The organism is Burkholderia sp. BCC1208 (assembly GCF_902833095.1).
Classification (GTDB): domain Bacteria; phylum Pseudomonadota; class Gammaproteobacteria; order Burkholderiales; family Burkholderiaceae; genus Burkholderia.
The window spans coordinates 468,993-490,408 of the sequence record NZ_CADFDY010000006.1 but is presented as its reverse complement, the minus strand read 5'-3'; the positions used below and the strand labels follow the sequence as shown (position 1 = coordinate 490,408).

The window sequence follows — 21,416 nt, the reverse complement described above, 5'->3', positions numbered from 1 at the left end:
GTTCGATCTACGTGCTGCCAATGCCACGCTGCTACGTATGGCATCCAATCGTTGGGGAAACCGGTAACTCACCCCGTCAAGATGGTATCGGCTCCACGCTTACGGCGAACCAGCCCAGGTCAGGGCCATCTCAGCGATGTCCGATTGGCGCAGCTTAAGGGCCAGCTCGGTGGCATCTTTGGGAGTTGCTGGGCGGTACGTGATGCGGCCGGATGGGGAAACCGGAGGCCAGTTGGATGGGGGCGTGGAGGGAGTCATAGAGGGTCCTTATGGTGGGCGGAGGATGGACGCGTCCAACCCTGCCCGGTGGGCATGGAAGCGGGGGGAATGGGATTGATGCAGACGAGACGGGACAGCTCTAGCGAGAGTGGTCTCTGAGTGCCCGTAGCTCCGAGCGTGGGCGTCTAGGCGTGCCCATCTGCGAGAGTCGGGGTTAAGAACAGTGCCCGTATCTACGAGAGTGAGGGTTTAGCAAGCGAATCGCCGCCGAAGCCCCGCCCAGCTTGTCACTCAGCCGGTTCGACAAAACAAAAAGCGCCAGCCGTTTCCGGGAGGCGCTTCGATGGAGAAAATTCTGGCTGACCGGTCAGCCCCCTCAGAAGCTCAGGCCGGGGAACTGGAGACCAACCAGCGGCGCATTACCAGCGCCTCCCAGCTACGGGCTTCAGTGTCTCGGAAGGTTTCCAACAGGCGGGGCTTACGGCTGCGCTCAACGTAATCACGGAGCAGCAAGAATTCACGGGAGCCAATGCGGAGGGACGCGGTGCCCTGACCGATGCAGAGGGAGAACCGGTGGGTGCTGATGGTGATCTGGAACATGTTTAGACCTTGTCAGGTAACGGGGCTTGCTGAATTGCTTGCCACACGGAAATCGATTCTAATAACCCAATGGGTTACGCGTCAATCAGTTTCTTGGCCGGATGCTTGCCCAGCTTCAGCAACAGCAGTTCCCAAGCTGCCAGCGGAATCCCTCGGTGATTCTGGTTATCTTCCGGCAAGACCCACTTGTGGATGGTCAGCTTCGATACGTGGGCCAGCTCTGCGAATTGTTCGCGGCTCAGGCCTGACTCGTCTAAGAGTTTTCGGACTTCAGCGGGAGTCGGTTGCGTGATTGCCGTCATGGCGGCTCTCCGGTTCGTGATGTGGAACCGAAAGTTTACGCGCCGGGGGAAACCGGTGTCACGCTTTAGAGCTTTCGAAGTGTTCCCGATACCGTTCTAGCACGACCCAGAACGCATCCCTAAGCCACACCTCTTCGTCACCAATATCCAAAATTAGATGCTCGTCCCCTAGTGAGTCGCCGGCCCTAGATACCCCCACAAAGAACCCAATCCGCCGCTTTTTCGTGTATGCGGGCCGGGTACCGTCAAGCTCCCGATGCTTCGCGTTGTTTGCCGCGCTCATTACTGCACGAAATGCAGGTAACTGATGAATCGCCAATACCAGCGCCTCTTCCGCCGTCCTGGCTTCGGGGTCTTTCGCCTCAATGATTCGTTTCCTGTTGGCCGTAGTCCCATCTTTCACCAGCCAGTCCAACAAGTGGAATAGCGTGACTGCAACCTGATACGCATTAAGAGTGGACTGGTCGCGATAAAAGCGACCGTACTGCTCGCAAGCGAGCCCAAAGAGCTCTGCTGCTGTCAGGTCAAAGAAGCCTTCCTTCGGAAATTGCTGTTCCATGATCAGACTCCGACAGCCGTCATGGCCTTCTCCCTCAGTCTCATGATGGTCTGACGGCTGGTCTTAAAGTCCCGCGCTAGGGCCGCTACAGCCTCACCCTTGGCCAGTCGCTCAGCTACCTCCGCTTGCTGCTCGCTGGTCAACGCTGATGGCCTGCCGAATTGCTTCCCCTCAACGCGAGCCCGCCGGATGCCAGCATTGGTCCGCTCAATCAACAGGTCCCGTTCAAACTCAGCTACGGCGTTCAGTACCTGCATCGTCATCTTCCCTGCCGCGCTGGTCAGGTCCACCCCGCCCAAGGCAAGACAATGGACCTTCACTCCCAGACCCGCCAGAGCCTCCACGGTGGCCCGTACGTCCATCGCGTTACGGCCCAGCCGGTCCAGCTTGGTGACCACCAATACATCGCCTGACTCCATGCGGTCCACCAAGCGCGTGAAGCCAGGGCGCTCGGAGGCAGCTACAGAGCCGCTAATGGATTCCTCAACGATGCGCCGCTTGTCGATAGCGAACCCTGCCCGCTCAATCTCTAGGCGCTGGTTTTCGGTGGATTGGTCATGAGTGGACACACGGCAGTAAGCGAAGACACGGGACATAGCGGACATCCTGTACGAAATAGATGTACGAATCTTATGCTATGTCCGAATAGTTTACAAGCATACTTTCGGACACCCCTCACAGCCCATGTCCGAAAGGGAACGGTTTTGGACTCATCTAGTGCGGTGTGCTTGCTGGAAAATCGCGGCCATCCTGATCCTGTACTCATCAGGATTCGCTTCGGCCCACTCCGGATCACCATAGGTAACGACATAGCCGCATAGAATGCGTATCAGTTCCTTGGCCGTCTTCTCTACTCGGCTAGCGAGCTCCACAATCGGACCGAACCCCTCAGCATCGCCATCTTCAGGCCACCCGAACGTGTAGATACATCGGTGAATCAGTGTATGCCGGTCTTCGATGAACGAATCGATAAGGGCCTCCAGCTCAGGGTCGATACCGTCTCTCTTCGTTAATTCCTTGAGGATGTTCCGGAGGGGCGCTTTGAACGCTCCATCAGGAAGCTTACCGCCTGTCTTGGCGAGGTATCCAGGCTCCGAGTGAGACTTGAACACTTCGAAGATGGGGACCATCGACGTCTCGAATGACTGCGCCGCCATCACAGCACGGCCGATAGCAGCATAAGCATGTTGCATCGCATATCCCGATAGTTATCCAACTGTCTGAGCACGCTACAGCGTATCTACAGTAAAACGCAGCAACAATGCCTAACAAGATGCGCGCCCACGCATCAGGAATCGCGCGCGCTATCGGATGCGCATCATGGTGGCGTGCCCGTGAGAATCGGGAGGGCCACCGGGGGGAATTTCGCGGCGGGACTTTATCAGATACCCTCTGAGATTTTCCCGGCCAACATTTGAGACCTGTAAGCACCGGTCGAAGCCGATCAGGTAGCGGCCCAGGCCCCCACCGTGCAACCCCGGGGGCCATTCTCTACACTTCGCGCTGCTAACTTGCCTCCTCGCTATTGGACTCGTCAAGCTCGAAGCCTAGGCCAGATGCAACCTTTCCCGAAACAAACCGCTCAAGTTCGGTCACAAACGTATTTACCAACGGTCCTCCACCATCGAATCCTGCCAGATTGAACTCGGCAGGCATCCACTCAGAAACAAACGAGCGACTGTACTGCCCCCAAGCAACCTCCTTGTATTCTTCGAAGCAAATAAACGACTGCAAGCTGGTTTTGGATAAAAAGTATGTAAACCAACCACCATACTGAGTTAAATTCGGCAGCTTCGGCTTTAGTATAATTTGAAATGAATAAAACGGCAATTCCTTAATTTGCGTTTTTACACCAGATATAACCTGCCTTGTTTTTGTTATTTTCCTCCCATCGCCCAGCGCGCCCATCAGAGCGCTCAATGTGGATTCGACCTCATATGTTTCAGTATCATACCTAGGGGAGGCGAAAAATTTCTTGTCATTTTTTGAGACCCACTTCCCCAATGCTTCTTCATTCGGCAAAAGCAAAAAATTATCAAAGAAAATTCGATTTATCTCAAACATCTCTAGAAATTGATCCGTCAAGCTCCGCGCTTCAAGTTCGGTTTTTATACCTTGTACCGCATCCATCGCTTGATTCATAGAAACATAGTCTTTCGCGGCCGCCCTCGCCTTCTCAAGGAGACTCGTCTTTGTTGACATTGGCTGTACCGTCATCTGTGTATTCGATACAAATGACGCAAGGCGCTCTTTCAGTCGCGACCGCACTTGCTCCGAGAAATGGCCCATGACCTCCGTGAAGTCGCTCTGGACAACAAATAGCGGGCGTTGACTTGGTACTGCTCGAAAGGCATCCGCTATAAAATCAATCACATCTTTATAGCGAATTGACTCGGCAGGAGCTTCGGCAATCGCCGCCACGAATGCCTTGGTGAAATCACTTATTTCTTCACTAGCCCAAGACTGCTGATCACTTTGCGAACTACATAGGAAGTAGCATTTTTCGAAAGCGCCTTTCGTCGCAGATTTCATGTAATCGTTAAAGTTTGAACCATCCTTAATGTAAGGCATTCCCGAGTAGCAAGCATCTACAACCTTAACAACCACCTTCGGGTTCAGACTTCTGAGGAAATTGTCTAGCTCGCTATTTGAGAGGGACGTTTGCGCGCGTTTAGCCGGCGAATAATCTCTCAGAAGATATCGAAATTCTTCGTCCGAAAAGTCTCCGTGCCCCGTGAAATAAAATAGCAGATCATCAACCTCCTCAATCCTATATCGCGTGACAAAATCTGCTATTTTAGATTTCAGGAGCGTACCATCTTCCGATGGCACAACAAATACTTCTCGAAACTTACCGGATCCCTGGAGCATCTCCTGAACAATAGAGACATCATTCGCGCAAGCGGAAAGCCGTTGATTCTCATTCACGTAGTTTGTAATGCCGACTACGATTGCTAAATTTATCCCCATCTTCTAATACCCCGTAATGTTGATGTCACACCGATCCACCATCAATTAGATTGTACGCAAGTAATTCTGTCAGATCACAAAGGCGGCCTGAATCCGAACAAGCGGACTTGCTATATCTGCGTGCGACAAGCTCACATAGTGTCTGTTCAGAACATCTCTCCGCCTCGAAGCATGGTCCAAAATCCGCAGACGAATCGCGCCCCCAAGCCTCAACCGAGCCCCGCACTCGCTAGTAGATTCCGCAGGTCGTGCAGCGTGAATGTTGGCGCGCGCACACGCTCAGCCATCTCCGTAACGTGATCGACCGACAAGCCTTCGAACAGCCTCACACGCCTATGCAGCCCCTTGCGTCGCTTTTCCGGTATCTCACGGTTCCGCTATCGGTAGTGTATGCGGCTTCTTGCCCTTGGTTTCCGGGATTATCGGAACTACCTCGCCCCCTCTTCACTCTTGATCCACCTCCTTCGTTCTTGCGAAGTCTAGTCAACAGAGTCAGCCTGGGGCAGTTCCTCTTGACTTTGGGTAGCGCGACCAATCACGGACTGGAAATGAAAAGGCCCACACCGACAATCTGCCGATGTGGGCCTTTCAAATTTCTAGCGGTCCCGCCCTATATGTTCAGCCTCACCATATCTCCTGAGCTCGGCCATTGTCCCAACGGGACAATTCCGTGGGACAATCCGGGACACATGAAAGGCGGTCTTGGGACAAACCGGCAGTTTTACTCCTGCCCCTGACTCGTCAGGAACTCCTCGTAATTCCCGCCGAAGTCGAACAGCGTGCCGTCCGTGCGCACTTCGATGATCCGGTTCGCCAGCCCGCTCACGAACTCGCGGTCGTGCGACACGAAAATCAGCGTGCCTTCGAACTGCTCGAGCGCGATCTGCAGCGACTCGATCGATTCCATGTCCATGTGGTTGGTCGGCTCGTCCATCAGCAGCACGTTGTGGCGGCCGAGCATCAGCTTGCCCCAGATCATGCGGCCCTTCTCGCCGCCCGACAGCACCTTCACCGACTTCTTGATGTCGTCCGACGAGAACAGCAGACGGCCCAGCGTGCCGCGCACCATCGTTTCGTCGTCGCCGTCCTTGCGGTACTGGTCGATCCAGTCCATCAGCGTGATGTCGTTCGGGAATTCCTCGTACGTGTCCTGCGGCATGTAGCCGACATTCGCGTTCTCGGACCACTTCACCGTGCCGTGATCGAGCGGCAGCGTGCCGAGCAGCGAGCGCAGCAGCGTCGTCTTGCCCGCGCCGTTCTCGCCGATGATCGCGATGCGCTCGCCCGGCTGCACCGACAGGTTGAAGTTCTGGAAGATCGTGCGATCGTACTTCTTCGTGATCTCTTCGGCGACCACCGCGACGTTGTGGAGCTTCTTCTCGAACTCGAAGCGGATGAACGGGTTCTGTCGCGACGACGGCTTGAATTCCTCGATCTTGATCTTGTCGATCTGCTTCGCGCGGCTGGTTGCCTGGCGCGCCTTCGACTTGTTCGCCGAGAAGCGGCGCACGAAATCCTGCAGTTCGGCCACGCGCTCCTTCGCACGTGCGTTCGCCGCGGCCTGGCGTTCGCGCGCCTGTGCCGATGCGAGCATGTAGTCGTCGTAGTTGCCCGGCCAGACCTTCAGCGTGCCGAAGTCCATGTCGGCCATGTGCGTGCACACCGAGTTCAGGAAGTGACGATCGTGCGAGATGATGATCATCGTCGAGTTGTACTCGTTGAGCGTATGCTCGAGCCAACGGATCGAGTTGATGTCGAGGTTGTTGGTCGGTTCGTCGAGCAGCAGCACGTCCGGCTTCGAGAACAGCGCCTGCGCGAGCAGCACGCGCAGCTTCCAGCCCGGCGCGACGTCGGCCATCGTGCCGTTGTGGAACTTCTCCTCGATGCCGATGCCGAGCAGCAGCGCGCCCGCGCGCGCTTCGGCGTCGTAGCCGCCGTATTCGGCGAACTTGCCTTCGAGCTCGGCCGCGTGCATGTAGTCGTCGTCGGTGGCTTCCGGGTTCGCGTAGATCGCGTCACGCTCGGTCATCGCGGCCCACATCTCGGTGTGGCCCATCATCACGACGTCGAGCACGCGCACGTCCTCGTACGCGAACTGGTCCTGGCGCAGCTTGCCGAGGCGCACGTTCGGCTCCAGCGCGACGTTGCCGCCGCTGGGCTCGAGGTCGCCGCCGAGGATCTTCATGAAGGTCGACTTGCCACAGCCGTTTGCGCCGATCAGACCGTAGCGGTTGCCCTCGCCGAATTTGACCGAGATATTCTCGAACAAGGGCTTCGGCCCGAATTGCATCGTGATGTTGGCAGTAGAAAGCACGGCAGGTCCCGTTAAGAGAGAAATCGACGGAAAACCGTGTATTTTAGCAGGTGTCGGCGAAACTGCCGATCGCACCGCCCCGGCAGCCCATTCCAGGCCCGCCGCCCGGCGGCCCGTCAACACGACGGCACGCGCTCCACCGCCGTCTTACCGGAATCCCGCATGCTCGCCAGCCAGCTTCGCGAACAACTCGTCGGCGCATGGCGCCTCGTGTCCTACGAAGTCCGTCCGTGCGACGGCGGCGCGGTCGCCTATCCGCTCGGCCGCGACGTGCGCGGCTGGATCCTCTATACGCCGGACGGCTACATGTCCGCCCAGCTCATGGCCGCCGGTCGGCCGCGCTACTCGAACGGCGACCTCCAGGGCGGCACCGACGACGAATGCGCGGCCGCCGCGCGCGGCTATATCGCCTACTCCGGCCCCTTCCGGGTCGCCGACGACGGCACGCTGACCCACGAAATGGACGTCAGCCTGTTCCCGAACTGGATCGGCAACGTCCAGCAGCGGGCCGTCATGCTCGACGGCGATCGCCTGCAGCTCGGCACCGTCGCGCCGGTGCGGATCGATGGCCGCGAAGGCAACCCCGTGCTGCTGTGGGCGCGCGCGGGCCGCTGACGCGCATTACTTGCCGGCCTTCCTGGCCGCCTTCTGCGCCGCCTGAGCCTTCATCTGCCCGAACAGTTCCGAGCACGGCACGTCGCGGTTGTTGCTCGGCGCGATCAGCGGGATCAGCGCCGCGAACGGGTTGATCAGCCCGAGCCCGATCATCGCGCCGGCGCGCAGCGCGAGCGCGCCCGCATCGACGCCGACCTTCGGGTTCTTGAACGTGCCCTTCGCATACAACGGCGAGCGCAGCGAGAAGATCCGGAAGCCCTTCGTGTGCGGATGGATCTTCAGGTCGAGCGATTCGTCGCGCAGGTTGACCGGGCCGTCGACGTTGATGAGCGCATCGTCGGTATCGAGCGCGAAGACCTTCGGATCGAGCATGCCGTCGGTCGCCACGAAATCGATTGCCGCACAATTGATGTTGACGTCGCGGTTGCCGAACAGCTTCTCGTAGACGACGTTCGCGACGTTCAACCCCGCAGCCTCCATCAGCAAGCGGCTGATGCGGCCATTGGTGATCAGCGCCTTCACTTCGCCGGTGGACGTGGCCGCGAGCGCGGCCGGCGAATTGCCCGTTGCCGACAGCGACGCGTCGCCGTTGATTTCGCCGAACGCCGTCTGCATCACCTTCTGCGTCGGGAACAGCTGCTTGAGTTTCAGATGCCGCGCGGCCAGCGTGAAGCGGCCCTTGAGTGGCGTGCGGCTACCGTCGAGACGCGCGTTCGTCGCGAGCGTGCCGCCCGCGACGCCGAACTGCAGCGGCTCGAGCGACAGCACGCCGTCCTGCAGCAGGATGTGCGTGTACAGGTTGCTGATCGGCAACTGCGCGCTCTTGATCAGCTTGCGGCCGGTGAACTTCACGTCCGCATCGATCGCGCTCCAGCGTTCGGTACGGAACGTCTCCACCGGCAGCACGCGGTCCGGCGGCTGGCGCGTCGTGTCGCCGCGCTTGGCCTTGCTTGCGGCCGTATCGGCGCCGATCACCGGCGCGAGATCGGAGAACTGCAGCAGGTTCGACACGAGTTCGCCCGACAGCTTCGGCCGCGGCTCGCGCTGCGCCCACGTGAGCGTGCCGCCGAGATCGCTGCCGCCGACGCGGCCGTTGAAGTTCTCGTAGCGGAAGGTGCTCGCATGCGGCTTGAAGTTGCCGATCAGGCGCCCTTCGGTCGCGTAAGGCGGCGTATCGGGCAGCGTGATGCCGGTGAGCTGGTAAAGGTGCGACATCGACGTGCCCTGCAGCCACAACCGCAGGTCGAGCGACGCAAGATGCATCGGATCGGTCAGCGTGCCGACGATCGCGAGCCGCGTATCGCCGGCCTTCACGTCCGCCTGCAGCGGGAACGGTCGCGACGTATCCTGGATCGCGAGCACACCGCCAACCTTGCCGGTGCCGTTGATCGGCACGTTCTTGTAGCGGCCGTCGACCTTCAACCCGAAGGCATAGGTCGGGCCGGACGGCTTCGCGGGCGCCGCGGCCCCGCTCGCGCCGGACGCGGCAGTGGCCGCCGACGCGGACGAAGCGGATGAACCCGACGAACCGGAAGCAGCCGACGCAACGACACTCGCGGCCGACGCGCCCGAGGCCGCGGCCGCACTCACCCCCGACGCGCTCGACGCGGCTTCCGCATCGGCCTTGGCACCCAGTTGTGCGGCGCCATGCTTGCCGACGCGCTGCGCCGACGCCGCACGCGACGTCTGCTCCTGTTCCTTCAGCACGTCGCCGAGCGGGATCGGCTGGCCGAGCGTATCGATCGCGACGGTCAGGTCGGCCTTCGTGATCGCGTCACGATACGTGACGGTGCCTTTCGCGAAACCGAAGCTGTCGAGCCTCACCTTCCACCGCGACGGCTGCGACGATTGCTTGAACTGGAAGGTCCACGTATTGCTGCCGTCCGCGCGCCGCTCCAGATCGACGGCCGGATTCACGACGTCGATCGACGGGATGACGATTTCATGCGCGAGCAGCGGCAGGATCGCGAGATCGAAGTGCGCGGCATCGAGCGTCACGAACTTGGGCGCCTTCGCCCAGTCGGGATTGCCGATCTCGAGCTGCGTGGCCGAGAAGCTCGGCCAGGGCACCCACGCGCGCCAGCCGGTCTCGCCATCGGGGCGACGCCAGCCGACCTTGAGATCGCCGTTGATCGCGAACGGACGGCCGAGTGCGGTACTCACCTGCTCGTTGACCCACGGTTTCGCGCGATTCCAGTCGAACGTGAAGAGAAAGACGCCGGCCGCCGCGATGAGCACCGCGACGATACCGACGATCCATGCAGCCGATTTGCCGATGGCTCGGGTTAGCGTCATGGCGGTTCCGTTGTTGTTCTGAAGCGTTGCCGCACCATGCCGGTCCGCTTGCGTGGACGAACGGCGCACGACAACGGCGGCTTTTCAATCGGTATTATGACGCACGACATGGCGGCCTTCCGGCGCCATTAACGCTTTTTTTCATTTGTGACATGACATCCCCCACCGGCCTCATCGAAGCGCAGCACATCACGCGGCGCGATGCCAGCAGCGGCAAGACGCTGCTCGCCCCGACCGATTTCAGCCTCGCCGCGGGATCGAGAATTGCTGTGACGGGCCCGTCCGGGTCGGGCAAGAGCGTGCTGCTGCGCGCGCTCGCGTCGCTCGATCCGCTCGACGGCGGCCGCCTCCTGTGGCGCGGCCGCGGGATCCGGCGCAGTATGATTCCGCGCTACCGGCGCAGCGTCGCCTATGTCCGCCAGCGCCCCGCCCAGATGGACGGCACCGTCGAGTCCCAGCTGCGCTACCCGTACTCGCTCGCGATCTATCGCGACGTCGCGTTCGATCGCGCGCGCGCCGAAGCGCTCGCCGCGCAGGCCGGCCGCGGCGCCGACTTTCTCGACAAGCGCGCGAGCGACCTGTCCGGCGGCGAGGCGCAGATTACCGCGCTGCTGCGCGTGCTGCAGCTCGATCCCGACGTGCTGCTGCTCGACGAGCCCACCTCCGCGCTCGATCCCGAATCGGCGCGCGCGATCGAAGCGCTCGTCGGGGCGTGGTTCGACGCGGCGCCCGACGCACGCGCCTACATGTGGATCTCGCACGATCCGGCCCAGGCCGCGCGGATCGGCGCGATGCGGCTCGTGATGCAGGCCGGCGTATTGCGTGCGGCCAACCCGACGGAGGCTGTGCAATGAGCCCCGCCCTGCAGGACCTGAGCCTCGTCGACGTCGGCATCGCCGCCGCGCTCGTCGCCGTCAACGGCGCGATCTCGGCGGCGCTGTCGCTCGGCCTCGGCCGCAAGCTCGCGCTCGCGGCAGTGCGCACCGTCGTGCAGTTGCTCGCGATCGGCTACGTGCTCGGCTGGGTGTTCGGCCATCCGCACTGGTACGTCGTGCTGCCGCTCACCGCGCTGATGACGCTGATCGCCGGTTTCGCCGGCGCGGGGCGCGGCAAGCGCACGTACCGCGGCCAGCGCATCGACAGCATCGCGTCGATCTGGTTCAGCAGCTGGTTCGTCGCGGCGGTCGGCCTGTTCGTCGTGATCCGCATCCATCCGTGGTTCGCGCCGCAGTACGCGATCCCGATCCTCGGCATGATTCTCGGCAATACGCTGACGGGCGTCTCGCTCGGTGTCGAGCGGATGATGGAAGAGCTCACGGCGCGCCGCGATCGCGTCGAAACCGCGCTCGCGCTCGGCGCGACGCGCTGGGAAGCCGCGCAGGACGCCGCGCGCCAGGCCGTGCGTGCGGGCATGCTGCCGACGCTGAACCAGATGGCGGTGGTCGGCGTCGTGAGCCTGCCGGGGATGATGACGGGCCAGGTGCTGGCCGGCCAGTCGCCGCTGCAGGCCGTGCGTTACCAGATCGTGATCATGTTCCTGATCGCCGCGGCGTCCGCGCTCGGCACCGTCGGCGCGGTGCTGATGACCTATCGCCGGCTGTTCTCGGCCGATCACCGCTTTCTCGCGTCGCGGCTCGAAGAGCGCACGCACTGACGCGGCGGTAGCGCGCGCATGCGAAGTTTCATCGGGATGTCATGAGCGGAAGGACAGGATGCGGGCGAGCATGACGTGACATCCGCATGACGTCACGCATCGCGGTTGCACGGCCGTGGCGCCGTACCGCGGAGTACGCAGCGGACGCCTTACGACGGCGACACGGCACGACGTGCTCGCCGTGCTCGCGTGCCGCCCTGCCCGCTCCCCGCCAATCGAACCGGTTGCGCGCGCACCGGACGAAACGCCGGCCCGCGCACCGCTCAATGCTTGATCGACACCGTCACCTTGGTGCCGTCGCTCATCGTCACGGACTTCGACCCGCCGTTGGTCGGAACCGACACCCACTTCACCTGGCTTACCGACACGACGTCCGGACACTGCAGCGACTTGCCGCCGGCCGTCACGCTGCGCGTGCCCTTCGGCGCGGCCGCCTGGAAGCTCAACTGCACGTTGGCGACACCCTTTGCATCGACCGACGGTGCGAGCCGTACCTGGGTCTGCCGCACCATCGCGCCGTTCGCGTCGCGCGGCAGGTTGCCGGCGTTCGGACAGCCGTCCGGCATCGCGACCGCACCGCTCGGCGGCACCGACTTCCAGTTGAAATCGTCTGTCTCGCCCGAGCGGATCTTGCGGGTTTCCTGCGTATTGCCGAAGGTCTTCGAATCGACCTTGACGGTGTATTCGAGCTGTCCCGTCCCGCCGCCCTTCAGGCTGCCCTTGACCGGCGGCGCCGCGAATACGCTCGCGCTGACGCACGCCGCCGCGAACACGACCGACCACGATGCGGCGACCGACAAGCTGCGTTGGCTCATGCTGACCTCCTTGTAATGCGGCGGCACGCGCGTGCCGCGCGGTTTTCGATGCATGATGCGCTGCCAGTCTACCGCCAAGCGGGATGCAATGCGCCGCAAACGCATCGGGTGTTACCCCGCTTGCGTTCGCGGCGCCGCAACCTTACGCGCTGCCCTCAGAAGCCGCTCAACACCAGCTTGCCGATCGCGCGTCCGCCCTCGAGCATCTGGTGCGCGCGCCGCACGTTCTCGGCATTGATCGTGCCGAGCTGTTCGCCGAGCGTCGTGCGCAGCGTGCCGCCGTCGACGAGCCGCGCCACCTCGCTCAGGATCTTGTGCTGCTCGATCATGTCCGGCGTCTCGAACATCGCACGCGTGAACATGAACTCCCAGTGAAACGCGGCGCTCTTCGCCTTCAGCAATTCGACCGGCACCGGCTTCGCGTTCTCGACGATCGTGCAAATGCCGCCCTGCGGCCGGATGACTTCCGCGGCAGCCGGGAAATGATGGTCGGTATCGTTGAAGATCAGCACGTAGTCCACGGCCGGATGGCCGGCCTCGCGCAATTGCGCCGGCAGATCGCCGAAATGGTCGACCACCGCATCCGCGCCCAGCGCGCGCACCCATTCGGCCGACGCCGGCCGCGACGCGGTCGCGATCACGTGCAGCTTGCCGAGCGTCTTCGCGAGCTGGATCGCAATCGAGCCCACGCCGCCCGCGCCGCCGATGATCAGCACCGACTTGCCGGCGTCCGCGCCCTGCGGCGACACGCGCAACCGGTCGAACAGCGCTTCCCACGCGGTCAGCGCGGTGAGCGGCAACGCGGCGGCCGCCGCGAAGTCGAGCGTGCGCGGCTTCAGCGCGGCGATCCGCTCGTCGACCGCGTGGAATTCGCTGTTCGCGCCGGGCCGCGTGATGCTGCCCGCGTAGAACACTTCGTCGCCGGGCCGGAACAGCGTGACCTCGGCGCCGACCGCGACGACCGTGCCGGCCGCATCCCAGCCGAGCACGCGCGGCGTCTCCTCGATCTGCGACTTCGGCGCCCGCACCTTGGTGTCGACCGGGTTCACGGAAATCGCGTCGACCTTCACGAGCAGATCGCGCGGGCCCGGCACGGGCTGCGGCAGTTCGACGTCGAGCAACGCTTGCGGGTCGTCGATCGGCAGATAACGGGTCAATCCAACGGCTTTCATCTCGATACTCCTTTCAGGGAATCCGGCAGGCTGCGGCGCAACCTCCATACGTGCCATCGTAGGCGCCCCGATCATTCGAGAAAACCGCTATATTTCCTGAAACATTTTCAGGAATTTCAGAATAATGAGGTCCGAACCAATTTCGGCGCCCGACAAGCCGCTCGACCTGCTCGACGTCGCGCTGTTCGTGCGCGCGGCACTGCTCGCGAACGTCAGCGCCGCCGGGCGCGAATTCGGCGTGTCGGCCGCCGTCGCCAGCGCGCGCATCGCGCAACTCGAACGCCAGCTCGGCGCGCGGCTGCTGCACCGCACCACGCGCCGCATCAGCCTCACGCAGGATGGCGAAGTCTTCATGGCGCGCGCCGACGCGCTGCTGGCGGCCGCCGATGCCGCGCGCGCATCGGTCGGCCACGGCCGCAGCGAGCCGTACGGGCGGCTGAAGGTGTCGATGTCGTCGTCGTTCGGCCGCCAGCACGTCGCGCCGGTGATTCCGGCGTTCCTGCGCCGCTACCCGTCCGTGTCGCTCGATCTGCGGCTGTCCGACGAGATCATCGATCTGGTCGACGACGGCTACGACGTCGCGATCCGCCTCGGCGCGCTGAAGGATTCGACGCTCGTCGCCCGCAAGCTCGCCGTCAATCGCCGCGTGCTGTGCTGCTCGCCCGCCTATCTCGCCGAACGCGGCACGCCGCGCCATCCGGCCGACCTGACGCAGCACGAATGCGTGATCCTCGGCGACCAGCGCGACTGGTCGTTCGCGACGCCGCAGGGCCCGTTCACGGTGCGGGTCGGCGGGCGGCTCGTCGCGAGCAACGGCGAGGCGATCCGCGAAGCGCTCGTCGACGGCTTCGGGATCGCGATCAAGTCGACCTGGGACGTCGGTCCGCTGCTCGCCAGCGGCGCGCTCGTCACCGTGCTCGACGACTACCCGTTCGCCGAGGACGTCGCGATCTGGGCCGTTTATCCGAGCCGCGCGCACGTGCCGCTGAAAACGCTCGCGTTCATCGCGTTCCTGGCCGAGCATTTCGGCGATCCGCCGTACTGGGACCGAGCGGACGGGCGATAGCGGCGGCGTTCGATTCGCGCGGCGGGCGTGCCGGTTCGAGTCCGGCCTCAGGATTCGTACCTGCCGCGATCGCCCGTCCCGGCCAACCGGCTACAATGGCGCGTTCGCGTCGCAATGGCCCGCAGCCGCATGAGGCCCGCGTTCGCAGGCGGCCGCCCGTGGGCCGCGCGCGTCATTCATCCGTCTTCCTACCACTCGTCATGACCCACAATCTCGTCATCCAGAGTCTTTCGCCGCTGTCGGACGCCCATCACAAACCGCTGCTCGCGCTGTCGCGCGGCACCCGCATCGTGCAGACCGACGATCACGCGCTGCGCGTCGAAAACGCGAGCCCGGCGCAGCGCCTCGACATCGACGCATACTGCGGCACGCATGCGCTCGACTTCGGCTTCGTCGAGGCCGGTCTCTCGCTCGGCGATTTCGGGCTCGCGGTGATGGACATGGATTCGACGCTGATCACGATCGAATGCATCGACGAGATCGCCGATTTCTGCGGACTGAAAACGCAGGTCGCCGAGATCACCGAAGCGGCGATGCGCGGCGAGATCCGCGATTTCAACGAAAGCCTCACGCGCCGCGTCGCGCTGCTGGCCGGGCTCGACGCGCACGCGCTCGAGCGCGTGTACGAAGAACGGCTGCAACTGTCGCCGGGCGCCGAGACGATGCTGGCCGGCGTGAAGGCCGCCGGCATGAAGACGCTGCTCGTGTCGGGCGGCTTCACGTTCTTCACCGAGCGGCTGAAAGCCCGCCTCGGCATCGACTACGCGCATGCGAACACGCTCGAGATCGTCGACGGCAAGCTCACCGGCAAGGTGCTCGGCGAGATCGTCAACGCCGACGTGAAGGCGCGCCTGCTGCGCGAGACATGCGCGTCGCTCGGCCTCGAGCCGCGCCGTGCGATCGCGATGGGCGACGGCTCGAACGACCTGAAGATGATGGCCGAAGCCGGGCTGTCGGTTGCGTTCCACGCGAAGCCCGTCGTGCGCGACGCGGCGACGGTCGCGTTCGACCATGTCGGCCTCGACGGGTTGCTGCGACTGTTCTGATCCCGCCGCACCCTCAATGAAAAACGCCGGCGCGATAGGGCATCGCGCCGGCGTTTCGTTTTCGTGCCGGACGTTGCCGGCCGGCGATCAGCCGAGTGCGGCCTGCATCGCGCGCTCGATGTCCGCGCGCAAATCGGCTTCTTCTTCCAGACCGACGTAGAAACGCACCAGCGTGCCGCGATGCGGCCAGTCCGGACGCATCGACGCGACGTCGTAAGGCATCGCGAGGCTGCATGCGCCGCCCCAGCTCCAGCCGATCGCGAACAGCTCGAGCGACTCGACGAAACGGTCGACCTGCTCCGCGCTGTAGCGTGCGTCGAACACCACCGAGAACAGCCCGCCCGCGCCGGTGAAATCGCGCATGAACGACGCGTGCCCCGGGCAGTCGGCGATCTGCGGATGCAGCACCGCCGCGATCTCCGGCCGCGCCTTCAGCCATTGCGCGAGCGCGAGCGCGCTCTTGCCGTGCGCGTCGAAGCGCACCTGCATGCTCGGCAGACTGCGCAGCACGAGCGAGCAATCGTCGACCGACACGCCGATCCCGCAGCGCATCCGCGCGAGCTTCAGCTTCGCGTGAAGTTCCGCGTTCGCGGTGATCGTCGCGCCCATCAGCACGTCGCTGCCGCCCGACTGGTACTTGGTCAGCGCCTGCACCGAAATGTCGACGCCGTGCTCGAACGGCTTGAACGCGAGGCCCGCCGAATAGGTGTTGTCGATCGCGGTGACGATGCCGCGCGCCTTCGCGGCCGCGGTGATCGCCTGCACGTCGGGCACTTCCATCGTCACCGAGCCGGGCGCCTCGATCCAGATCAGGCGCGTGTTCGGCTGGATCAGCTCGGCGATGCCGGCGCCGATCAACGGATCGTAAAAACGCACGACGATGCCGAAATCGTTCGCGAGCCAGTTGCCGAAATCGGCGTTCGGGCCGTACACGTTATGCGGAATCAGCACGTCGTCGCCCGCTTTCACGAGCCCGAAGTAGACGTTCATGATCGCCGCGAGGCCCGACGGCTGCAGCAGCGCGTGCGTGCCGCCCTCGATCTCGGCGAGCCGTTGCGCGAGCGCGAGCGACGTCGGCGTCGCGTGCAGCCCGTAGCGCCACTGGTTGTCGTCGTGCCAGACCAGCGCGCGCATCGTCGCGAGATCGGGGAACACGACCGTCGACGCGCGCGCGACCGGCGGCACGAACGAACGGAAGCCTTCGGGAATGACGTCGTCGGGTTGCACGATGCGGGTTTGCAGCGCGCGCTTGGAAGTGGATGCAGTCATGACTGGAGGCCGGGCACGAGGCCGTTCGGTTGCGGAATATGTCGCTAGAGTAGCCAAAATCGGCGCGCTTGGCCCGGTACAATGCGCGCCGCGCGCACCGAGCCAGCACGCACTCAGTCGTCGGTACGCAAGTTGACGACGCCGCCCACCGTCTCGATTTCGCGCACGCGGCCGTCGCGCACCTGCAGCGCCGCGCGCTTGCCCGGCGCCAGACGCAGCACGACCGGCTGCGGATCCGATTCGTCCGAATTCATCCGGTCGGCCTTCAGGTCGCCCGTCGCGTCGAAACGGCCGATCCACACACCGGTGATGTTCGTGCCATCGTTCGACTCCTCGATCTCGAGCGTATCGCCGTCGCGGTCGCCCGCGAGCAGCACCACCTCGCCCGTGTCGGCGAACTGGTATTCGCCGTGCACGCCTTCCTCGTCCGTCTTGGGGCCGAGATGCACCACGATCGGCCGATCGCCGAGCGTGCCTTCGTAGCGCGGCAGGCGGGAGAACTCGGGATTCGGCTTCAGCGGCCGCGCCGGCGCCGGTTCATCCTGCTGCACGCCGGGTGCCACCGCCTGCGCCGCGACCACCGTCGGCATCATGATGCCCGCTGCGAGCGCGCCCGCGACGACGAGCGCCCGTTGCCATTCCGAATATCGACCCACCTTGTGTTGCTCCTTGCTTCAGATTCGCCCGACCATCGCGGACCGTGCCGGGTCGAGACCCGGCGCTTGCGTCACCGCGCAAGCCTGCGCCGTGAATGCGTCGGCGTGCGCGTTTCGCGTCAGCCCTGCATCAGGCTTTCCACCGCATCGCGGCGCGGAATCGGCGCGACCGCGCCGTAACCGGTCGTCGACAGCGCCGCCGCCGCGTTCGCATAACGCGCGGCCGCGAACGGATCGTCGCCCGCGACGATCCGCGCGACGAACGCGCCGCCGAAACAGTCGCCCGCGCCGGTCGCGTCGACGGCATCGACCGCGAAGCCCGGCACGACGCGCCGCTCGTGCGGCGTCGCGACATACGCGCCTTCCTTGCCGAGCTTCAGCGCGACGACCTGCGGGCCGTGTTCGAGCATCGCGTCGACGATCGCGTCGCGATCGTTCGCGCCCGTGAGCGCCGTGACGTCGTCCCAGCTCGGCAGGCAGATGTCCGTCTGGCGCAGCGCCTCGCGCATCACCGCACGGGCACGCGGCAGCGGCCACAGCTTCAGGCGCAGGTTCGTGTCGAAGCTGACCTTCGCGCCGTTGCGACGCGCATGGTCGATCGCCGCGAATGCCGCGTCGCACGCGGCCGTGCTGATCGCAAGACTGATGCCCGACAGGTGCACGGCCTTCGCGGCCGCCAGCGCGTCGAGCGGCAGGTCGCCCGTCGCATAGCGGCTCGCAGCCGACCCCGCGCGCAGATAGTCGAACTGGTGGCCGCCGACGCCGTGCGTGACGAAATACACGCCGGTCGGCGCCGTGCGGTCGATTCGCACGTACGTCGTGTCGACCTGCTCCGCCGCCCACATGTCGGCCAGCAGGCGGCCGAACGGATCATCGCCGATCGCCGACACGAAGCCCGTCGATGCGCCCTGGCGCGCCGCCGCGATGCAGAAGTTCGACGTGTCGCCGCCGAAGCCCTGCAGGAATTCAGGGTGCCCCGGCTGCGACTGGTTGAATTCGATCATCGCCTCGCCGAGCGCGAGGATCTCCGGAAATGCAGCGGCCATCGATTACACCTCGCCCCACAGATCGTGGCCGTCGGCGCCCGTGATCTTCACGGACACGAAATCGCCGACCTTGTAGCGCTTCGATGCCTTCGCCGCCGGCTCGACATAGACGACGCCGTCGATCTCCGGCGCGTCGGCTGCCGTACGGCCGATGCCGCCCTCTGCGCCGACTTCGTCGATCAGCACCTTGAGCGTCTTGCCGACCTTGCGCTGCATGCGGTTCGCCGACACTTCCTCGGCCACTTCCATGAAGCGCGCACGACGTTCCTCGCGAACCTCGTCCGGCAGCGCGCCGTCCAGGTCGTTCGCGGTCGCGCCTTCGACCGGCGAATACGCGAAACAGCCGACGCGATCGAGTTCCGCTTCGCGGACGAAGTCGAGCAGCGTTTCGAACTGTTCTTCCGTCTCGCCGGGGAAGCCCGCGATGAACGTGCTGCGGATCGTCAGGTCGGGGCAGATCTCGCGCCACTTCTGCACGCGCTCGAGCACCTTCTCGGCGTTCGCCGGACGCTTCATGCGCTTGAGCACTTCCGGGTGCGCGTGCTGGAACGGCACGTCGAGATACGGCAGCACGTGGCCCTTGAACGGACCTTCGGCCATCAGCGGAATCACTTCGTCGACGCTCGGATACGGATACACGTAGTGCAGGCGCACCCAGGCGCCGTACTGCGCGGCGAGTTCGCCCAGCGCGGCGACCAGGTCGGTCATGCGCGTCTTGATCGGCTTGCCGTTCCAGAAGCCCGTGCGGTACTTCACGTCGACGCCGTATGCGCTCGTGTCCTGCGAGATCACGAGCAGTTCCTTCACGCCCGACTTGAACAGGTTCTCTGCTTCCAGCATCACTTCGGCGACCGGGCGCGACACGAGGTCGCCGCGCATCGACGGGATGATGCAGAACGTGCAACGGTGGTTGCAGCCTTCGGAGATCTTCAGGTACGCGTAGTGACGCGGCGTGAGCTTGATGCCGGCCGCGGGCACGAGGTCGACGAACGGATCGTGCGGCTTCGGCAGGTGCGAATGCACGGCCTGCATCACTTCGCCCACCGCGTGCGGGCCGGTGACGGCGAGCACCTTCGGGTGGACTTCCTCGATCAGGTTCGAGCCGCTCGCGCTCGACTTCGCGCCGAGGCAGCCGGTGACGATCACCTTGCCGTTCTCGGTCAGCGCTTCGCCGATCGCGTCGAGGCTTTCCTGCACGGCTTCGTCGATGAAGCCGCAGGTGTTCACGACGACGAGGTCGGCGCCGTCGTAGGTGCCGGAGATTTCATAACCTTCGGCGCGCAGTTGCGTGATGATTTGTTCGGAATCGACGAGCGCCTTCGGGCAGCCGAGGGATACGAACCCTACTTTGGGGGATTGAGACATCTGGAATGTGGGGGCCTGGCAGCAAAAGCGTGAGTTTACAGCGATTTAGGGGCGGCGAGGCAAAACAAGCGGCCGGCGGCGAGTTGGAGCTGGATGCATCCCGTTCACGTCGGGGTGAGGGCCTATCGACATGCCATCAACGCCGCGCCCACCAAGGCCAGCGTACCGGGACCGCATCCAGCTGCAATTCGAAGCGCCATGCATCGCGTCCTAGGTGAGCTGCGCCATGTTCAATACGGTTCAGCAAGCATAACGGCACCGCGCACGCCATCGTTATTAACGCCGACTTAAGGACGCGCCTTAATGTACGCCGAACAATGCGCAGTATCGACAGGTTTGGGGTCGTAACCACGAAAGAACTGAAGGAAAGCGGTGCATTAAACTCGTTCGCATTCTCAAACTCTGACGAAAAATCGATGCTGCAAGATTAAACTGCCCTGCATCCTTCTTGTTGGTGGCGGTTACGCCCGCCACCAAAGCATCAACAATTGACGCCTCCCGAAATTAAAATACGGACTTACGATGCAAATACCTGCCACAAACCGCTACCATTATCACGATTGAGCAGACGCGCCCCCGTGATGAGGTATTGGAAGCCCTGGCTAGCACCGTAGCCATTAGTATCCAGAATGCCTGACAGAGTACCAATCCCAGAACTAAAAGTAGCTACTAAATAGATTACGTCTGTGTCGCTCAACCTTGAATCATTGGTTTTCGGTTGAGCGGAATATTTAAAGACAGTCCAATTGATGGTAACACCAGGCATAGCAGTGCTCGTGAACGATTGCAACTTATACCCACCATTATCCACGTGATTGTCGGTGAACATTCCCAAATAAGTACCATCAAAGCCATTTTTTAGCGTGACCTGATCACCGCTATAAACCAGGCCGTCGCTGCCAGAGGACGCCACCTTGCTTATGATCCATTTCGTTTGCTTTTCGTGATTCGTAGTGGCCGCATACGCCCCAACCATGTCGCCACTTCCATTCGACAGCGACTGACCCACACCGAGATAGCCGTTCTCCCAAGGGTTTCCGACTGTTTTTTGGTAACCGTTGGCGAGGCGAATGCTACCGTCATATTGAACAAATGCCATTTTTACTCTCCAGATTAAAACATATTGATTGAAGTGAATGCACTCAAAGCCCGCTAGTCGCTAACATTTTTTTGAGGCCATGACGTGGCGCAAAAAAGCTCGCGCAAAGTCAAAATACGTCCGTTCCGGCACATATTCCATTACACCCGATTACACGAAATCAACCTGCCCGAATTTAGAAAGTCATAATCCGAATAAGCGTGAAAATCGCGGCTGTTACGCCCCTCCGTCGGTCTCATCCTACGGCGACGCCCAAGTCACCGCTCGCATCGCGACGATCATGATTCGCGTCGGCGAGCCAAAATGAACGATCGGCTGCGGCGCAATGGGCAGCCGACAAGGACAGGGAGCTTG

At 63.0% G+C, this 21,416-nt stretch carries 20 protein-coding genes and 1 pseudogene; 6 read left to right on the top strand and 15 right to left on the bottom strand.

The genetic code is table 11. The annotated features are described in order from the left end of the window. Nucleotides 1-67, top strand: a pseudogene (locus HWX09_RS17330) (plasmid pRiA4b ORF-3 family protein); the annotation flags it as partial. A 536-nt stretch (nucleotides 68-603) separates the two neighbouring features. Here the strand turns inward: HWX09_RS17330 and HWX09_RS17325 are convergent. The 7 genes from HWX09_RS17325 to HWX09_RS17295 all read right to left on the bottom strand — a co-directional run bounded on the left by HWX09_RS17325 (nucleotide 604) and on the right by HWX09_RS17295 (nucleotide 6,964). Beyond that, nucleotides 604-819, bottom strand: a complete 216-nt coding sequence (locus tag HWX09_RS17325; protein WP_027784544.1) for a hypothetical protein — start codon at nucleotides 817-819, stop codon at nucleotides 604-606. Nucleotides 820-893: 74 nt separating this feature from the next. Beyond that, nucleotides 894-1,121 (bottom strand): transcriptional regulator, encoded by a 228-nt coding sequence (locus HWX09_RS17320; protein WP_027784545.1) that lies wholly within the window; start codon nucleotides 1,119-1,121, stop codon nucleotides 894-896. A 58-nt stretch (nucleotides 1,122-1,179) separates the two neighbouring features. Continuing rightward, nucleotides 1,180-1,680, bottom strand: coding sequence for a hypothetical protein (locus HWX09_RS17315; RefSeq protein WP_027784546.1), 501 nt, complete (start codon nucleotides 1,678-1,680; stop codon nucleotides 1,180-1,182). Nucleotides 1,681-1,682: 2 nt separating this feature from the next. Beyond that, nucleotides 1,683-2,276, bottom strand: coding sequence for a recombinase family protein (locus HWX09_RS17310; RefSeq protein WP_027784547.1), 594 nt, complete (start codon nucleotides 2,274-2,276; stop codon nucleotides 1,683-1,685). A gap of 114 nt (nucleotides 2,277-2,390) precedes the next feature. Continuing rightward, nucleotides 2,391-2,810: a hypothetical protein gene (locus HWX09_RS17305; protein ID WP_155257370.1), complete on the bottom strand. Its 420-nt coding sequence runs from the start codon at nucleotides 2,808-2,810 to the stop codon at nucleotides 2,391-2,393. A gap of 376 nt (nucleotides 2,811-3,186) precedes the next feature. Further along, nucleotides 3,187-4,650 carry a caspase family protein gene (locus HWX09_RS17300; protein WP_080681342.1) on the bottom strand — a complete coding sequence of 488 codons (1,464 nt, stop codon included), beginning with the start codon at nucleotides 4,648-4,650 and terminating at the stop codon, nucleotides 3,187-3,189. Between the two features lie 721 nt (nucleotides 4,651-5,371). Then, the gene (locus HWX09_RS17295; RefSeq protein ID WP_027784549.1) at nucleotides 5,372-6,964 is read right to left on the bottom strand and encodes an ABC-F family ATPase; all 1,593 of its coding nucleotides are present in this window, start codon (nucleotides 6,962-6,964) and stop codon (nucleotides 5,372-5,374) included. A 162-nt stretch (nucleotides 6,965-7,126) separates the two neighbouring features. Between HWX09_RS17295 and HWX09_RS17290 the strand changes: the two genes are divergently transcribed. Continuing rightward, a complete protein-coding gene (locus HWX09_RS17290) occupies nucleotides 7,127-7,579 on the top strand; it encodes a lipocalin-like domain-containing protein (RefSeq protein WP_027784550.1) in 453 nt (150 codons plus the stop codon). Between the two features lie 6 nt (nucleotides 7,580-7,585). Here the strand turns inward: HWX09_RS17290 and HWX09_RS17285 are convergent, their stop codons facing one another. After that, nucleotides 7,586-9,874, bottom strand: coding sequence for an AsmA family protein (locus HWX09_RS17285; RefSeq protein ID WP_027784551.1), 2,289 nt, complete (start codon nucleotides 9,872-9,874; stop codon nucleotides 7,586-7,588). 152 nt (nucleotides 9,875-10,026) lie between these two features. Here HWX09_RS17285 and HWX09_RS17280 point away from each other — a divergent pair, with 152 nt between their 5' ends. Together HWX09_RS17280 and fetB are read left to right on the top strand one after the other, a co-directional pair. Continuing rightward, complete coding sequence (locus HWX09_RS17280; protein WP_027784552.1) at nucleotides 10,027-10,728, top strand: ATP-binding cassette domain-containing protein; 702 nt, start codon at nucleotides 10,027-10,029, stop codon at nucleotides 10,726-10,728. Beyond that, nucleotides 10,725-11,528, top strand: a complete 804-nt coding sequence (gene fetB, locus HWX09_RS17275) for an iron export ABC transporter permease subunit FetB (RefSeq protein ID WP_027784553.1) — start codon at nucleotides 10,725-10,727, stop codon at nucleotides 11,526-11,528. The genes HWX09_RS17280 and fetB overlap by 4 nt, the downstream gene beginning before the upstream one ends. 263 nt (nucleotides 11,529-11,791) lie before the next feature. Here fetB and HWX09_RS17270 read toward each other — a convergent pair whose 3' ends face one another. After that, entirely contained in the window at nucleotides 11,792-12,343 is a 552-nt protein-coding gene (locus tag HWX09_RS17270) for a DUF6013 family protein (protein WP_027784554.1), read from the bottom strand. Nucleotides 12,344-12,498: 155 nt separating this feature from the next. Beyond that, a complete protein-coding gene (locus HWX09_RS17265; RefSeq protein WP_027784555.1) occupies nucleotides 12,499-13,515 on the bottom strand; it encodes a zinc-binding alcohol dehydrogenase family protein in 1,017 nt (338 codons plus the stop codon). 124 nt (nucleotides 13,516-13,639) lie between these two features. Here HWX09_RS17265 and HWX09_RS17260 point away from each other — a divergent pair, with 124 nt between their 5' ends. Both HWX09_RS17260 and serB read left to right on the top strand, forming a co-directional pair. Further along, on the top strand, nucleotides 13,640-14,581 hold the full coding sequence (locus HWX09_RS17260) for a LysR family transcriptional regulator (protein WP_027784556.1): 942 nt from the start codon (nucleotides 13,640-13,642) through the stop codon (nucleotides 14,579-14,581). 200 nt (nucleotides 14,582-14,781) lie between these two features. Further along, entirely contained in the window at nucleotides 14,782-15,627 is an 846-nt protein-coding gene (gene serB / locus HWX09_RS17255; protein ID WP_027784557.1) for a phosphoserine phosphatase SerB, read from the top strand. Between the two features lie 87 nt (nucleotides 15,628-15,714). Here serB and HWX09_RS17250 read toward each other — a convergent pair whose 3' ends face one another. From HWX09_RS17250 to HWX09_RS17230, 5 genes are all read right to left on the bottom strand, one after another. Further along, nucleotides 15,715-16,896, bottom strand: a complete 1,182-nt coding sequence (locus HWX09_RS17250; protein WP_027784558.1) for a cystathionine beta-lyase — start codon at nucleotides 16,894-16,896, stop codon at nucleotides 15,715-15,717. 113 nt (nucleotides 16,897-17,009) lie between these two features. Then, nucleotides 17,010-17,552, bottom strand: coding sequence for a hypothetical protein (locus HWX09_RS17245; protein ID WP_027784559.1), 543 nt, complete (start codon nucleotides 17,550-17,552; stop codon nucleotides 17,010-17,012). Nucleotides 17,553-17,671: 119 nt separating this feature from the next. Further along, nucleotides 17,672-18,598 carry a sugar kinase gene (locus tag HWX09_RS17240; protein WP_027784560.1) on the bottom strand — a complete coding sequence of 309 codons (927 nt, stop codon included), beginning with the start codon at nucleotides 18,596-18,598 and terminating at the stop codon, nucleotides 17,672-17,674. A gap of 3 nt (nucleotides 18,599-18,601) precedes the next feature. Next, on the bottom strand, nucleotides 18,602-19,963 hold the full coding sequence (rimO, locus tag HWX09_RS17235; protein ID WP_027784561.1) for a 30S ribosomal protein S12 methylthiotransferase RimO: 1,362 nt from the start codon (nucleotides 19,961-19,963) through the stop codon (nucleotides 18,602-18,604). Between the two features lie 517 nt (nucleotides 19,964-20,480). Beyond that, nucleotides 20,481-21,062: a hypothetical protein gene (locus tag HWX09_RS17230; protein WP_155257371.1), complete on the bottom strand. Its 582-nt coding sequence runs from the start codon at nucleotides 21,060-21,062 to the stop codon at nucleotides 20,481-20,483. Between the last annotated feature and the right edge of the window lie 354 nt (nucleotides 21,063-21,416).